This is a genomic window from Streptomyces sp. NPDC021115 (genome assembly GCF_044333065.1).
Lineage (GTDB): Bacteria > Actinomycetota > Actinomycetes > Streptomycetales > Streptomycetaceae > Streptomyces.
In genome coordinates this window covers 812,706-826,124 of record NZ_JBIRQF010000002.1, presented here as the reverse complement: position 1 = coordinate 826,124, position 13,419 = coordinate 812,706, and the positions used below count along the sequence as shown (strand labels likewise).

15 protein-coding genes are annotated in these 13,419 nt (G+C 73.8%); 8 read left to right on the top strand and 7 right to left on the bottom strand.

The genetic code is table 11. The features are described 5' to 3' along the window. Positions 1 to 4 precede the first annotated feature (4 nt). Positions 5 to 1,528, bottom strand: a complete 1,524-nt coding sequence (locus ACH4TL_RS09380) for a PLP-dependent aminotransferase family protein (protein ID WP_398309488.1) — start codon at positions 1,526 to 1,528, stop codon at positions 5 to 7. Positions 1,529 to 1,687: 159 nt separating this feature from the next. Here ACH4TL_RS09380 and ACH4TL_RS09375 point away from each other — a divergent pair, with 159 nt between their 5' ends. Together ACH4TL_RS09375 and ACH4TL_RS09370 are read left to right on the top strand one after the other, a co-directional pair. After that, entirely contained in the window at positions 1,688 to 2,386 is a 699-nt protein-coding gene (locus ACH4TL_RS09375; RefSeq protein ID WP_398309491.1) for a YitT family protein, read from the top strand. Positions 2,387 to 2,642: 256 nt separating this feature from the next. Next, positions 2,643 to 3,020 (top strand): RNA polymerase-binding protein RbpA, encoded by a 378-nt coding sequence (locus ACH4TL_RS09370; protein ID WP_009713547.1) that lies wholly within the window; start codon positions 2,643 to 2,645, stop codon positions 3,018 to 3,020. Between the two features lie 101 nt (positions 3,021 to 3,121). Here ACH4TL_RS09370 and fxsA read toward each other — a convergent pair whose 3' ends face one another. Beyond that, a complete protein-coding gene (gene fxsA / locus ACH4TL_RS09365) occupies positions 3,122 to 3,712 on the bottom strand; it encodes an FxsA family membrane protein (protein WP_398309494.1) in 591 nt (196 codons plus the stop codon). Positions 3,713 to 3,840: 128 nt separating this feature from the next. On the opposite strand from fxsA, the gene ACH4TL_RS09360 reads away from it, so the two are divergent. From ACH4TL_RS09360 to ACH4TL_RS09335, 6 genes are read left to right on the top strand one after another with little or no spacing between them, the layout of a single operon-like run. Beyond that, a complete protein-coding gene (locus tag ACH4TL_RS09360; RefSeq protein WP_398309497.1) occupies positions 3,841 to 4,005 on the top strand; it encodes a hypothetical protein in 165 nt (54 codons plus the stop codon). Continuing rightward, positions 4,002 to 4,457, top strand: a complete 456-nt coding sequence (locus ACH4TL_RS09355) for an MrpF/PhaF family protein (RefSeq protein ID WP_398309500.1) — start codon at positions 4,002 to 4,004, stop codon at positions 4,455 to 4,457. Before ACH4TL_RS09360 ends, ACH4TL_RS09355 begins: the two co-directional genes overlap by 4 nt. Then, on the top strand, positions 4,454 to 4,723 hold the full coding sequence (locus ACH4TL_RS09350; protein ID WP_398309503.1) for a Na(+)/H(+) antiporter subunit B: 270 nt from the start codon (positions 4,454 to 4,456) through the stop codon (positions 4,721 to 4,723). The genes ACH4TL_RS09355 and ACH4TL_RS09350 overlap by 4 nt, the downstream gene beginning before the upstream one ends. After that, the gene (locus tag ACH4TL_RS09345; RefSeq protein ID WP_398309506.1) at positions 4,720 to 5,463 is read left to right on the top strand and encodes an MnhB domain-containing protein; all 744 of its coding nucleotides are present in this window, start codon (positions 4,720 to 4,722) and stop codon (positions 5,461 to 5,463) included. Before ACH4TL_RS09350 ends, ACH4TL_RS09345 begins: the two co-directional genes overlap by 4 nt. After that, a complete protein-coding gene (locus ACH4TL_RS09340) occupies positions 5,460 to 5,804 on the top strand; it encodes a sodium:proton antiporter (RefSeq protein WP_009713552.1) in 345 nt (114 codons plus the stop codon). Before ACH4TL_RS09345 ends, ACH4TL_RS09340 begins: the two co-directional genes overlap by 4 nt. A gap of 4 nt (positions 5,805 to 5,808) precedes the next feature. After that, the gene (locus ACH4TL_RS09335) at positions 5,809 to 7,623 is read left to right on the top strand and encodes a complex I subunit 5 family protein (RefSeq protein ID WP_398309511.1); all 1,815 of its coding nucleotides are present in this window, start codon (positions 5,809 to 5,811) and stop codon (positions 7,621 to 7,623) included. Positions 7,624 to 7,709: 86 nt separating this feature from the next. Here ACH4TL_RS09335 and ACH4TL_RS09330 read toward each other — a convergent pair whose 3' ends face one another. The 5 genes from ACH4TL_RS09330 to ACH4TL_RS09310 all read right to left on the bottom strand — a co-directional run bounded on the left by ACH4TL_RS09330 (position 7,710) and on the right by ACH4TL_RS09310 (position 13,346). Next, positions 7,710 to 7,901 carry a Rho termination factor N-terminal domain-containing protein gene (locus ACH4TL_RS09330; protein WP_398309514.1) on the bottom strand — a complete coding sequence of 64 codons (192 nt, stop codon included), beginning with the start codon at positions 7,899 to 7,901 and terminating at the stop codon, positions 7,710 to 7,712. Between the two features lie 87 nt (positions 7,902 to 7,988). Continuing rightward, positions 7,989 to 8,723 (bottom strand): polyprenol monophosphomannose synthase, encoded by a 735-nt coding sequence (locus ACH4TL_RS09325; protein WP_398311515.1) that lies wholly within the window; start codon positions 8,721 to 8,723, stop codon positions 7,989 to 7,991. Between the two features lie 146 nt (positions 8,724 to 8,869). Continuing rightward, positions 8,870 to 10,570: an apolipoprotein N-acyltransferase gene (lnt, locus tag ACH4TL_RS09320; RefSeq protein WP_398309517.1), complete on the bottom strand. Its 1,701-nt coding sequence runs from the start codon at positions 10,568 to 10,570 to the stop codon at positions 8,870 to 8,872. Positions 10,571 to 11,180: 610 nt separating this feature from the next. Further along, positions 11,181 to 12,824: an amidohydrolase gene (locus ACH4TL_RS09315; protein WP_398309520.1), complete on the bottom strand. Its 1,644-nt coding sequence runs from the start codon at positions 12,822 to 12,824 to the stop codon at positions 11,181 to 11,183. Positions 12,825 to 12,905: 81 nt separating this feature from the next. Continuing rightward, positions 12,906 to 13,346: an Lrp/AsnC family transcriptional regulator gene (locus ACH4TL_RS09310; protein WP_398309524.1), complete on the bottom strand. Its 441-nt coding sequence runs from the start codon at positions 13,344 to 13,346 to the stop codon at positions 12,906 to 12,908. Positions 13,347 to 13,419 lie beyond the last annotated feature (73 nt).

Below are 13,419 nucleotides of genomic sequence, written 5' to 3'. Positions count from 1 at the left end.
CAGGTCAGGCCACCCAGGTGCGCGGGGTCTCCGCCTCCGTCGTCGCGCCCGTCGCCACCAGGTCCGCGGCGGCCGCCAGGCGCTCGGCGGCCTTGTCGGCCACCGCGCCCGTCACCGTGAAGGGGAGCCGGACGTAGCCCTCGAAGGCGCCGTCCACGCCGAAGCGCGGGCCCGAGGGGACGCGCACGCCCAGCCGGGCACCGGCCTCGGCGATGCGGGAGCCGGAGAGGCCGCCGGTGCGGGCCCAGAGGGTGAGGCCGCCGTGCGGGACGGTGAACTCCCAGTCGGGCAGGTGGCGTCGTACGGCGGCCACGAGCGCGTCCCGGTTGCCGCGGGCGAGCGCGCGGCGGACCTCGATGGCCTCCTCCCAGCCGCCGGTGTTCAACAGCCAGGCGACGGCGAGCTGTTCGATGACGGGCGTGCCCAGGTCGGCGTAGGCGCGGGCGGCGACGAGGCTGCGGATGACCTCGGGCGCGGCGCGGACCCAGCCGATGCGCAAGCCCGCCCAGAAGGTCTTGCTCGCGGAGCCGACGGTGACGACGGTGCTGCCCGCCGGGTCGAACGCCGAGACCGGGCGGGGCAGCTCGATGTCGTCGTCCAGCCGCAGCTCGGCCATGGTCTCGTCGGCGATCAGGACCGTCCCGGCCGTGCGGGCGGCGTCGACGAGGCGGCGGCGCTGCTCCTCGGTGGCGAGCGCACCGGTGGGGTTGTGGAAGTCCGCGACGACGTAGGCCATCCGGGGGGCGGCGACGCCGAGGACCTGGCGCCAGGCGGGGATGTCCCAGCCCCCGAGCCGGCCGGCCATCGCGACGGGCACCAGCCGGGCGCCCGCCTCCCGCATCAGCTGGAGCACATTGGCGTAGCTGGGCGAGTCGACGGCGACCCGCTCACCGGGGCGCACCATGAGACGGCAGGTGGCGGCGACGGCGCCCATGGCGCCGGTGGTGACCATGATCTGCTCGGGCATCGTCGGCACGCCGCGGGCGGTGTAGCGGTCGGCGAGGGCCTGGCGCAGGGCGGGCAGGCCCGCGGGGTAGTCGCCGTGGGTCGCGGCGTACGGCGGCAGCTCCTCCAGGGCGCCGCTCATCGCCCGGGTCAGCCAGGGCTCGGGGGCCGGGAGCGCGGCGCAGCCGAGGTCGATGACGGAGGCGGCGGCCTCCGGGGGCAGCGGGTCGAGCCCGCGGGTGGGCAGCGGGCTTCCGGCGGGCATGGCGGTCCAGCTGCCCGCGCCGCGCCGCGACTCCAGGAACCCCTCGGCGCGCAGCGCCTCGTAGGCGGCGGCGACGGTGGTGCGGCTGACGGCGAGCGCCGCGGCGAGTTCGCGCTCGGCGGGGAGGCGGGCCGCGACCGGCACCCGGCCCTCCAGCAGGAGCAGCCGCACGCCGTCGGCGAGGCCGCGGTAGGCGGGGACGCGGCGGCCGCCGTTGAGCGGTGCGACGGGGCTCGCGGCGGTCGCGTCGCGGGTGTGCTGGGAGCCGAGCAGGCGGGCCAGTTGAGGTGCCCCCACCGCGGAGGTCCACGGACTCATGAGATGCGGTCCACCTTTCTCGGATTGGCCATGGAACTGGACTGGTTCCATGCATCAGAGTGACATGTCACCGGCCAATGGCACCAGTCCGGCCGCCGGGCCGGGCCACACCGATACGGCCGCACACCGCCGCTCGTCCACCGGGAGGACGCGTTGTCCATGGAACCCTCGGGGGGCTCCCGCCTCGCCCGCCGCCTCGTCCAGCTCTACGGGGGGCTCGTGCTGTACGGCGTGGGCATGGGCCTCCAGGTGCGCGCCGCGCTCGGCCTCGATCCATGGGACGTGTTCCACCAGGGGATCGTGAAGCGCACCTCGCTGTCGTTCGGCACGGTGACGGTCATCGTCGGGGTCGTCGTGCTGCTGCTGTGGATTCCGCTGCGGCAGCGGCCGGGGCTCGGCACGGTGTCCAACGTGATGGTGATCGGGGTCACGGTGGACGCCACCCTGTGGCTCGTACCACAGCCGGACGCGCTGGCGCTGCGCATCCCCCTGCTACTGGTCTCGGTCGTGGTGGGCGGCGCGGCCACCGGGCTGTACATCTCGGCGCGGTTCGGACCGGGGCCGCGGGACGGCCTGATGACGGGGCTGCACCAGCGCACCGGCAGGTCGGTGCGGCTGGTGCGGACCGGGATCGAGGTGGCGGTGCTGGCCACGGGGTTCGCGCTGGGCGGCTCGGTGGGAGTGGGCACCGTTCTGTACGCACTGGCCATCGGGCCGCTTTCGCAGTACTTCCTGGGCCTGTTCGCGATACCCTCAGCCACCGGCGACACACCCGGGAACGCTCCCGCGCGGTCAACGGAGAGTTCACCGGTGGTGGCGGAGGGCGGTCCACGGAGTCCGATCCGTGACCTGATTTAGTCCTCGCGCACAGGGAGCGGTAGTGTACGCCCTTGGCCCACCAGGCGGACCGTTACTGCGCGCTAAAGCATGAGAAACGCTGGGTGACATCTGCTGCCAGATGTGACAAACCGGGCGCCTGTGGGTAGAACAACGGGGCGGCACGACGGGCGACGCATGTCCCAGTACGGGAATCTTCACCGCCGACCGGACGTTGACCGGATGACGACGACAGCGACACCTGTCCTGTGGGCGAGAAGCCCGGGAGGCACGATTCATGAGTGAGCGAGCTCTTCGCGGCACGCGACTCGTGGTGACCAGCTACGAGACCGACCGCGGCATCGATCTGGCCCCGCGCCAGGCGGTGGAGTACGCATGCCAGAACGGACACCGATTCGAGATGCCGTTCTCGGTAGAGGCGGAGATCCCGCCGGAGTGGGAGTGCAAGGCGTGCGGCGCCATGGCACTCCTGGTGGACGGCGAGGGTCCTGAGGAGAAGAAGGGCAAGCCCGCGCGCACGCACTGGGACATGCTCATGGAGCGGCGTACCCGTGAGGAGCTGGAGGAGGTGCTGGCCGAGCGGCTGGCGATCCTGCGCTCGGGCGCCATGAACATCGCCGTGCATCCGCGCGACACGAGCCGCAAGTCTGCCTGACCTTCACGGCAGTACTGACGCATAAGGGCCGGGGCCACGCTTACGCAGTGGCCCCGGCCCTTACGCGCGTCTCCGCACCCGGTCGGTCCTGTCGGCCCTTGTCAGTCCTTGTCGTCCCGGACGATCTCGTTCCGGCCCGCGCCGCCCGCGTCCTCGCGCGCCGCGTCCTCGCGGATCACCTCGCCCTGGATGACCTGGCCGTCCTCCGGCCCCGCCCGGCGGTCCCGCCCGGCCTGCCGGAACCGGTCGTCCAACGAGCCCGGCGTGTAGCCCATCCGGCGCGACAGCGCGGACTCGGCGCGCCGCCGCAACAGCGCCGCCGTCGGCGGGAACAGGCACAGCAGCGCGGCCACGTCCGAGACCAGCCCCGGGATCATCAGCAGCAGCCCGCCGAGCATGGTGAAGGAGTTGCCGGGACGCCCCGGCTGCTCGGCGGGCTCGGCGCCCGGCTGCACGGTCCGGGCCAGGTTCTGCCAGGCCCGGCGCCCCGCCCGCTTGACGACGGCTGAGCCGACGACCGCGCCCGCGACCAGCAGCAGGAAGACGGTGAACCCGCCGGCCGCCTCCCCGACCAGGGTCAGCAGCCAGATCTCCAGCACCAGCCAGGCGGCGATGCCCAGCGGTACGAACGTACGGGCACGGCTGCGCTTCGGGCGGGTCGGGTCGCTCTGCGGGGATGCGCCGGTCATCATGCCTCCAAGTGTGCCCGGGCCCCGGCGCGATACGGACCCCGGGGCCGGGGATCCGGGACGTCCCGCACACGCATCCACAGGGAATCGGCGGCGGCCGTCCGGGTACCCGCCGCCGCGGAGGTGGCGGAATGTCCGGTGTGCTGGAGGTGCTGGCCTGGTGGCTGGTGCTGACCGGGGTCTGGCTGGTGCTCATCGGCACCGTCGACCCGCTGGAGGTCATGGTGGGCGCGGCCGCCGCGCTGCTCACCGCACTGGTCGCCCGGGCCGCGCGCCGGGTGGTGACGGGGCGGTGAGCGCGGCCGACGGCTGGCTGCTGGTGGCGCTGGTGCCGCTGCTCGCGCTCGTACCGGTGCTGTGGTGGGTCTCCCGCGGGGCGCCGGAGGACCGGCTGATCGCCCAGAACCTCAGCTCGCTGCTGGGCGGCCTGGCCCTCCTCCCGGCCGCGCAGGGCTTCGGCCGCCCCGCTTACGTGGACGTGGCGCTCGTGCTGTCCGTGCTCGGGCCCACCGGCACGCTGATCTACGCCCGCTTCCTCGGCGTCCTGCCCGCCTCCCGGCTGGTCCGCCGGACGGCGCTGCTAGGGGTTCCGGCGATCGTGCTGCCGCTGTGCGTGGCGGCCGGGCCCGGCCGGGCCATGGTGAAACTGCTGCTGGTCGGGGCGCTGCTGATCGCGGGCAGCGTGGTGACCGGCGCGGGCGGCGGCCCCATGAACAGGAACACAGCGGACGGGGGCCGTACGGCATGACCGACGCCCTCATCGTCGTCGCGCTGCTGCTGGTCGCGGGCGCCGCCACCGCCGCCGTGCTCAACCGCGACCCGGTGCGGCAGGCGCTGGTGCTGTCGTTCCTCGGGCTGGCGCTGGCCCTGCTGTTCACGTTCCTCCAGGCCCCGGACGTCGCGCTGTCCCAGCTCGCGGTCGGCTCGGCGGTGACCCCGCTGATGATCCTGCTGACCGTGCGGAAGGTGCGCCGCCACCCCGGCGACGGGCACCGCGACGGAGACGAGCGATGAGCGCCCGCGGCCGGCTGTGGCTCTTCCTGCCGGGGGCGGCCGTCTTCGCGGCGCTGTTCGCCACCGCCTGCTTCTCCCTGCCGCCGTTCGGCACCAGCCACCATCCGTACGGGGAACGGGCCGTACGCGCCGCCCTGAGCCACCACACGGCCAATGTGATCGCGTCCGTCAACTTCGACCTGCGCGCCCTGGACACGCTCGGCGAGGAGACGATCCTGTTCGCCGCGGTGCTCGGCACCGTCGTCCTGCTGCGCCAGACCGCCGACGAGCGGCGGAAGCGGCCCGCGCCCGCCGTGGTGCACCCCCGGGTGCGCCGGTTCGCGCTGCCGATGCTGCCGCTCGCGATGCTGATCGGCCTCTATCTGATCGCGCACGGCCAGGTCAGCCCGGGCGGCGGCTTCCAGGGCGGAGTGGTCACGGCGACCGCGCTGCACCTCCTCTACATCGGTGCCGACTACCGGGCGCTGGAGCGCGTCCGGCCGATCCCCCTGTACGAGATCGGGGACGCCGCCGGGGAGGCGGCCTACGTCGTCACCGGACTGGGGGCGGTCCTCGCCGGATCGGCGTTCCTCGCCAACGTCCTCCCCCTCGGCACCTTCGCCACCCTGTCCTCCGGCGGCACCGTGATCCTGCTGAACGCGGCCGTCGGCATCGAGGTCACCAGCGGGATCGTCGTCCTGCTGGCCCGGTTCCTGGACCAGGCCGTGGAAATCGAGAACGACGGAAAGGAGCGGGTGTGACCGTCCTGCCGTACCTGATCGCCGGATGGATCTTCCTGATCGGGGTGTACGGGCTGGTGACCAGCCGGAACCTGATCCACGCCGTGGGGTGCCTGGCCGTCGCCCAGTCCTCCACGTACGTCCTGCTGCTCGCCGTCGGCTACCGCCGCGGCGGCACCGCCCCGGTGTTCTCCGACGCGCCCACCGACAGCCGGGTGGTCGATCCGGTGGTCCAGGCGCTCGCCCTCACCGACATCGTGGTGGGCGCGACGGTGACCGCGCTGCTGCTCGCCCTCGTCGTCCAGCTCCGCAAACGGCACGGCACGGTCGACCCGGACGCGCTGTCCGAGCTGAAGGGCTGACCGGATGGACGCCGCGCGGCTGCTGCCGCTGGCGGTCGCCGTACCGCTGTTCGGCGCGGCGGTGCTGGTGGCCGCCGGGCGGCGGCTGCCCCGGCTCGTCTCCGACGTCCTGGGCTGCGCCTTCGCCGCCGCCACCGCCGCGACGACGCTGATCCTCGCGGGGCACTCCGCGGGCCGCCCGGTGGAGTGGGTGGGCGGCTGGCATCCGGTGCGCGGCGAGGGCGTGGGCATCGTGCTGGTGGGCGATCCGCTGGGCGCCGGGCTCGCGGCGCTGGTCTCGCTGCTGGTGGTGACCGTCCTGGTCTACTCCTGGCGCTATTTCGAGGAGCCGCCGCGCGGCCACACCGGCTCCTTCCCGGCGCTGATCCTGCTGTTCCAGGCGGGCATGTGCGGCTTCGCGCTGACCGGCGACCTTTTCGACGCGTTCGTCTTCTTCGAGCTGATGGGCGTCGTCGCGTACGCGCTGACCGGTTTCCGGGTGGAGGAGCCCAAGCCGGTCCAGGGGGCGCTGGCCTTCGGCGTGGTGAACTCCCTCGGCGCGTACTGCGTGCTGCTGGGCATCACGCTGCTCTACGCGCGCACCGGGGAGCTGGGCTTCGCTCAGATCGGGCGGGCGCTGGACGCGCGTGCCCCGGACGGTCTGGTCCTCGCCGCGTTCGTCCTGGTGACGACGGGTCTGCTGGTGAAGGCGGCCGCGGTGCCCTTCCACTTCTGGCTGCCCGACGCACACGCGGTCGCCCCCACGCCGGTGTGCATGCTGCTGTCCGGCGTGATGGTGGAGCTGGGCGTGTACGGGGTCGGCCGGGTCTACTGGACGGTCTTCTCCGGCCCGGGCGGCATCGCGCACCCCGCGGTGATCCGCGCGCTGCTGGCCCTCGGTGTGCTCACGGCCGTGCTGGGCGCGGTCATGTGCTGGCAGCAGCGCCATCTCAAGCGGCTGCTGGCGTTCTCCACGGTGGCCCACACCGGGCTGTTCCTGACGGGCCTTGCCGTGCTCTCCCCCGCGGCCGTCTCCGGGACGGCGCTGTACGTCGCGGGCCACGCGGGCGTGAAGGCGGCCCTGTTCGCGTGCGCGGGCATCCTGCTGGACCGGTACGCGTCCGTGGACGAGCACCAGCTGTACGGGCGGGCCCGGGAACTCCGTCTGGTGGGTGCCCTGTTCGCGGTGGGCGGCCTGGCGCTGTGCGGGCTGCCGCCGTTCGGCCCGGGGCTCGGCAAGGCGGTCGCTGAGGAGGCCGCCGGGCAGGCGGCGGGCTGGCTGCCCGCGCTGTACGTACTGGTGTCGGCGGTGACCGGCGGCGCGGTGCTGCGGGTGGGCCTGCGGGTCTTCGCCGGGGCGGGCCCTCCGCCGCACGGCAAGCGGGGCGCGGGCCCGGAGACCACCGGCGAGGAGGAGCCGGAGACGGGCGGCCGCCTCGGGCGCATCCCGGTGCCGATGCTGGCCGTACCGGCGGTGCTGCTGGCAGGGGCGCTGGCGGTCGGGCTGGTACCGCCGCTGGCGTCGGCCGCGGGCCGGGCCGGGGCGCTGTTCACCGACGGCTCCGGCTACCGGGGCGCGGTGCTCGGCGGACGCGCGGCGTCCGCCCCGGCGTTCGCGCCGCCGCACTGGTCGGCGGCCGGGATCCTGCTCGGGCTGCTCTCCACGGCCCTCGCCGTCGCCCTGGCCGCGACCGCGGTGCGGCGGCCGACCCGCACCGGGGCGGCCGCGCTGCTCGCGCCCGTACGGCGGCTCCAGTCCGGGCACGTCGGCGACTATGTCGCCTGGATGGTCGCCGGGACGGCCCTGCTGACCGCGCTGACCGTCCCGGGGATCCGCTAGCGGATCGTGTCGGCGTAGGGATGTCCGGTGTCCGGTTGGCCGGGCGTCCCGGCACACGGGCTGCCGGGTGCCCGGAGGTCTCGGGGTCAGCGGCCGCGGCGCAGAGCGGAGATCAGCTGACTCTTCGACATCTGCGACCTGCCCTCGATCCCGGCCTTCTGGGCCTCGCGGTACAGGTCCTCCTTGGTACGCGTCTCCATGCCGCCGGACTTCGCCCCCTTGGGGGCCATCGTCCTGCGCCGTGTGCTCTTGCTGCTCTTCATGGTGGTCTTGGGCATGTTCGGCCTCCTTTTCCGCCTTCAGTGTCCGGCAGATGACCGACCGCCGCCCGTGGGACTACTCCGAGCGCGCAAGGGCCCCGATGGCTACGTGTCCTTGCGGCCCAGGAGCTTGTTGACCCGGGAGCCCACACCCCAGGACATGACGCGCCAGGCGGCCTCGGTGACGATGTCCCGGCTCATCTTGCTCTCGCCGCGCTCGCGCTCGATGAACGTGACGGGGACCTCGATGACGTGGAAGCCCGCCTTGACGGCGCGCCAGGCCAGGTCGATCTGGAAGCAGTAGCCCTGGGAGGCGACCGCCTCCATGCCGAGCCCCTCCAGGGTCTCCTTGCGGAACGCCCGGTAGCCCGCCGTCATGTCGCGGATCGGCACGTCCAGCATGAGCCGGGAGTACGTGCTGCCGCCCCGGGAGATGAACTCGCGCGACTTGGGCCAGTTGACGATGCGTCCGCCGGGCACCCAGCGCGAGCCGATGACCAGGTCCGCGCCCTTGAGCGCGGTCAGCAGCCGGGGCAGTTCCTCGGGCTGGTGCGAGCCGTCCGCATCCATCTCCACCAGGACGCCGTAGTCGTGCTCGATGCCCCAGCGGAAGCCCGCCAGATAGGCGGCGCCCAGGCCCTCCTTGCCCTTGCGGTGCAGGACCTTGACGTGGTCGTCGTCGGCCGCCAGCTCGTCGGCGACCTTGCCGGTGCCGTCCGGGCTGTTGTCGTCGGCGACGAGGATGTGGGCGTCCGGCACGGACTCCCGGACCCGGGCGACGATCGGCGCGAGGTTCTCGGCCTCGTTGTAGGTCGGAATGATGACCAGGACGGTGCCCAGCGGCCCGTACTTCCGCCGTCCCCCGTCGTCCTGGCCGGTGCGGCGCGGCTCCGGACCCCCGTCCTCGGTGCCCGGCCCCTCGGCCCCGGTGCGCGGCTGGTCGGCCTCGGTGGTCGGCTCCTCGGCCTCGCGTGCGTCGCTCACGGCTACTGCCCCTTCTCGTCCGTACGTCCCCGACGGCCGATCATGATCGCGGCCGCGCAGGACAGAACGCCCACCATAGCGAGCACCCACTCCGGGGTCGCACCGACGCGGTCGGCGAGGGTCGTACCGTCACGCAGCGGGATGCGCGCGGTGAGCACATCTTGCGTGAATTCTTTCGTCCGCTGCTCGATCGTGCCATCCGGCGCGACGACCGCGCTGATCCCGCTGGTGGCCGCGGTGATCACCGGGCGGCCGTGTTCGATGGCCCGGAGCCGGGACATGACCAGCTGCTGCTCGGGCTGGCCGCTGCGGCCGTAGGTGGCGTTGTTGGTCTGGACGACGATCGCCCTGGCGCCCGCGTTGACCGTGTCGCGGACGATCGCGTCGTACGCGACCTCGAAGCAGATCACATCGCCCAGCCGGGCCGGGCCGACGTTCAGCAGCCCGGTGTGGTCGCCGGGGTAGAAGTCCCGGGGGATGCGCTGGAGCCGGGTGATGACCTTGCTGAGTTCCTTGCGGAACGGCACGTACTCGCCGAAGGGCACCGGGTGCTGCTTGGTGTACGAGGCACCGGGACCCTTCTTCGGGTCCCAGACGATGCCCTCGTTGAACACGTACCCCGGCTTGGTGGGGTGGTCGACCAGGGCGCCGACCAGCACCGGCACGCCGATGGCCTTCACCGCTTCGTCGCTCCGGGCGTACGCCTCCCGGTACTGGAAGGGGTCCAGGTCGGAGGAGTTCTCCGGCCATATGACGAGGTCGGGCTTCTTGATCCGGCCCGCCTTGACGTCCTTGGCCAGTTCGAGCGTGGCGTGGACATGATTGTTGAGGATCTTCATGGGACGGCCCAGGAAGTCCATGCCCGCCTGCTGCACATTGCCCTGGACCACGGCGACGTCCACGCTGTCGTCCGCGCGGGTGGGGATCGGCACCGCGAATCCGGCCGCGGTCACGGCGACGGCCACGACGACCGCACCGGCGGCGGGCAGCACGCCGCGCGCCGGGAGGCCGCCGGCCGCCCGCAGCCGCCACAGGGCGAGCGCGGCGGAGGCCAGCAGCCCGCCGGCCAGCGCGACCGCGAAGGTGACCAGCGGGGCGCCGCCGAGCGCGGCGAGCGGGGTGAACGGCGACCCGGTGTTGGCGAAGGCCAGCCGCCCCCAGGGGAAGCCGCCGAACGGCACCCGGTCCCTGGCCCACTCCTCGGTGACCCACAGACAGGCCGTCCACAGCGGCCACAGGGACGGCACCGGCAGCCGGGAGACCAGCGCGAACCCGGCGCCCATCAGCACCAGGAAGAGCGATTCGATGACGGACAGGCCGATCACCGCGTCCCAGCCGATCACGCTCAGCCACTTCAGCAGCAGCACGAAGAACGGCAGCCCGAACGCGAACCCCGTCCAGGCGCCCTGGCGGGCGCTGCGGCCGTGGGTGAGCAGGCTCAGGGCCGCCACGGCCAGCAGGGACAGCGGCCAGAGGCCGAACGGCGGGAAGGCGAACCCGAGCGCGAGCCCCGCGACGGCCGCGAGCGCGCTGCGCCCCGCCTCGCGGCGGGCGAGCCGGACCAGACGGCCCCACCGGCCCGGGCGGGCCCCGCCGGGGGCCGCGGACGCCTCCGCCGCGGCGGGCGTCAGCGGCCGGTCCGGGCGCTCTTCGGCCGGGCCTGACGAGGCGGTTTCGGCGGTGGTGTCGGGACCCGAGGGCACGGTGCGGCCTTCCTGCGAAACAAGCTCTGGTGAGGTGACCGTATAACGCGGGCACGCGGCTGTGTCCCCGAGGTGGGGAACGCGGGGAAGAAGACCGGGGTTCCCTGTTCGATCCCGTTCGCGCCGGTGTTCGGCGATTTCGGCGGAGTGCCGACGGAATCCGGCGGAATTTCGGCGGATGCCGCCCCCTCGCGGGGGGCGGTCCGCCGTGTGCGTGCGGATGGGGGCCCGACGCCCTTCGGGCCGGCCTGGGACCCGCTGGCTGCGGGTCGACCGAGAGCCGTTGTCTACTGAGCGTCCGGGCCCCTCCCGGGTCGCACCTGCCGACCCGGTAACCCTTCCTCGCCCCCGTGCGCTGGACCTGGCTCCCAGTGGTGACGGCCTGGGCGGCGCGTCTCCCTCTGGCCCAGCGGCGTTCGACGACTGCGTGAAGATTCCCCGGTCGGGTGTCCAGTGGTGGACGGGGCCGAACCTACCGGCCACCGACCGGACCCTGTCAACAGTCGCATGACCTGCGGGGTTTCCTCAAATGACCAGGTCAGTACGGACAATGTTCAGGTACCGCGACAGGCCGGTGGGACATCGTTCGGCGGTACGCGAACGCGTCGCGTCACTCGTCCGGACGGCTGTGCACCGTGCGTCCGCCGACCACCGTGCGCACGCACACGGGCAGTTGGCGACCGGGAGTGAGGTCGGGCAGCCCGGGCGTGCCGGAGCGCGGATCGGTCGACCATCCGGCCACCCGCGTGTCGGGGACCTGGACGACGAGTTCCCCGGTCCGCCACACCGCGTAGTCGGCGGGCGCGCCGGGCACGAGGACGCCCGCGTCGTCCCGTCCGATGGCCCGCCAGCCGCCGCGGGTGTGGGCGGTGAAGGCGGCGCGGGCGGAGACGCGGTGCTCGGGGGTGCGGTGGAAGGCGGCGGCGCGCACGGTGCCCCACGGGTCCAGCGGGGTGACGGGGCTGTCGGAGCCGAGCGCCAGGGGCACCCCGGCCCGCAGCAGCGCCGCGTACGGGTTGAGGGTGCGCGCCCGCTCGGCGCCGAGCCGCTGGGCGTACATGCCCTCCTCGCCGCCCCAGGCGGCGTCGAAGGCGGGCTGGACGGAGGCGGTGAGGCCGAGGTCGGCGAAGGCGGCGACGGTCTCGGGGGTGAGCATCTCGGCGTGCTCGACGCGGTGCCGGGCGGCGCGGACCCGGGCCAGGCCGACCTTGTCGGCGGCGGCCCGTACGCCCTCCACGACGGCGGTGACGGCGGCGTCGCCGATGGCGTGGAACCCGGCCTGGACGCCGCCCTCGGTGCAGACGGCGACATGGGCGGCGACGGCGGCCGCGTCCAGGTAGGCGGTGCCGCGGTGCGGGGCGTCGGCGTAGGGCTCGTGGAGGCAGGCGGTGTGGGAGCCGAGGGCGCCGTCCACGAAGAGGTCTCCGGCGGCGCCCGCCGCGCCCAGCTCGCGCAGCTTCTCCAGCCCGGCGGCGCCGGTCACGGCCTCGGCCCAGTAGCCGTGGACCCGGGGTCCCGGCTCCTCGGCGGCGAGCCGCAGCAGCCCGGTGAGGTCGTCCTCGCCGGAGATGCCGGGGCCCGCGCATTCGTGGACCGAGCCGATGCCGACCGAGGTGGCGTGGGCGAGGGCGGCGCGCTGGGCGTCGGCGCGCTGCCCGGGCGTCACGCCCGCGTACGCGGCGGCGCGCACGGCGTGGTGGGCGTCGGCGGTCAGCGGCGCCCCGGGGTGGTGGCCGGCGCGTCCGGTGATGTCCGGGACGCGGTCCAGCAGCGCGGTGGTGACCACCGCGGAGTGCACATCGGTCCGGCTGAGGTAGAGGGCGCGGCCGCCGGTGGCCCGGTCCAGTTCGGCGCGGGAGGGCGGACGGCCCTCGGGCCAGCCGCTGGCGTCCCAGCCATGGCCGAGAAGCACCGGGTCGTCGGGGTGGGCGGCGGCGTGCGCCCGGACCCGTTCCAGGGCGTCGACGAGGGTGGGGGTGCCCGTCAGATCGAGCCCGGTGAGGGCGAGTCCGGTGGCGGTGGTGTGCACATGCGCATCGGTGAACGCGGGGGTGACCAGCGCCCCGTCCAGCCGCACCACCTCGTCCACGCCGTCGGCGAACGCGTCCGCGGCGCCCTCGGAGCCGACCCAGGCGATGGTGTCGCCCTCGACGACCATCGCGGTCGCGAACGGGTCGGCGGGGCTGTGCACCTCGCCCCCGCGCAGCAGGACGGTACGGCCTTCGGCGGCCTGGACGGGGGTCGGGTCGTTCACGGCGGGCTGCCTCGCGGGGTCGGTTTTCGGACTTCCGGGCTCGGGGGAACTACGCGTCCGGCCGAGCCCGTACGGGGGTGGTCAGACGCGCGGCGGGCGCGCCTCGTACGGGGTGGACAGCACGACGGTGGTGCGGGTGGAGACCCCGGCCAGCGTGCGGATCCGGCTGAGCAGGTGCTCCAGCTCCAGCGGGGTGGCGACCCGCACCTTGAGGATGTAGTTCTCGTCGCCCGCGACGCTGTGGCACGCCTCGATCTCGGGGACCTCGGCGAGCCGGTCGGAGATGTCGTCCGGCGCGCTGGGGTCGAAGGGTTTGACCGAGATGAAGGCGGTCAGGGGCAGCCCCACGGCCTCCGGGTCCACGACGGCCGCGTAACCGCGGATGACACCCCGCTGTTCGAGGCGGCGGACCCGCTGATGCACGGCCGATGTGGACAGGCCGGTGGCCTTGCCCAGGTCCGTGTAGCTCATCCGCCCGTCCTTGACGAGCAGCTCCACGATTTGTCTGTCCAACTCCTCCACAGCCGATCACCTTATGTGGTCGGAAGGCTCTCGGCACAGCGGGCACACCCCGTGGACCGGCTCGGGACGCACA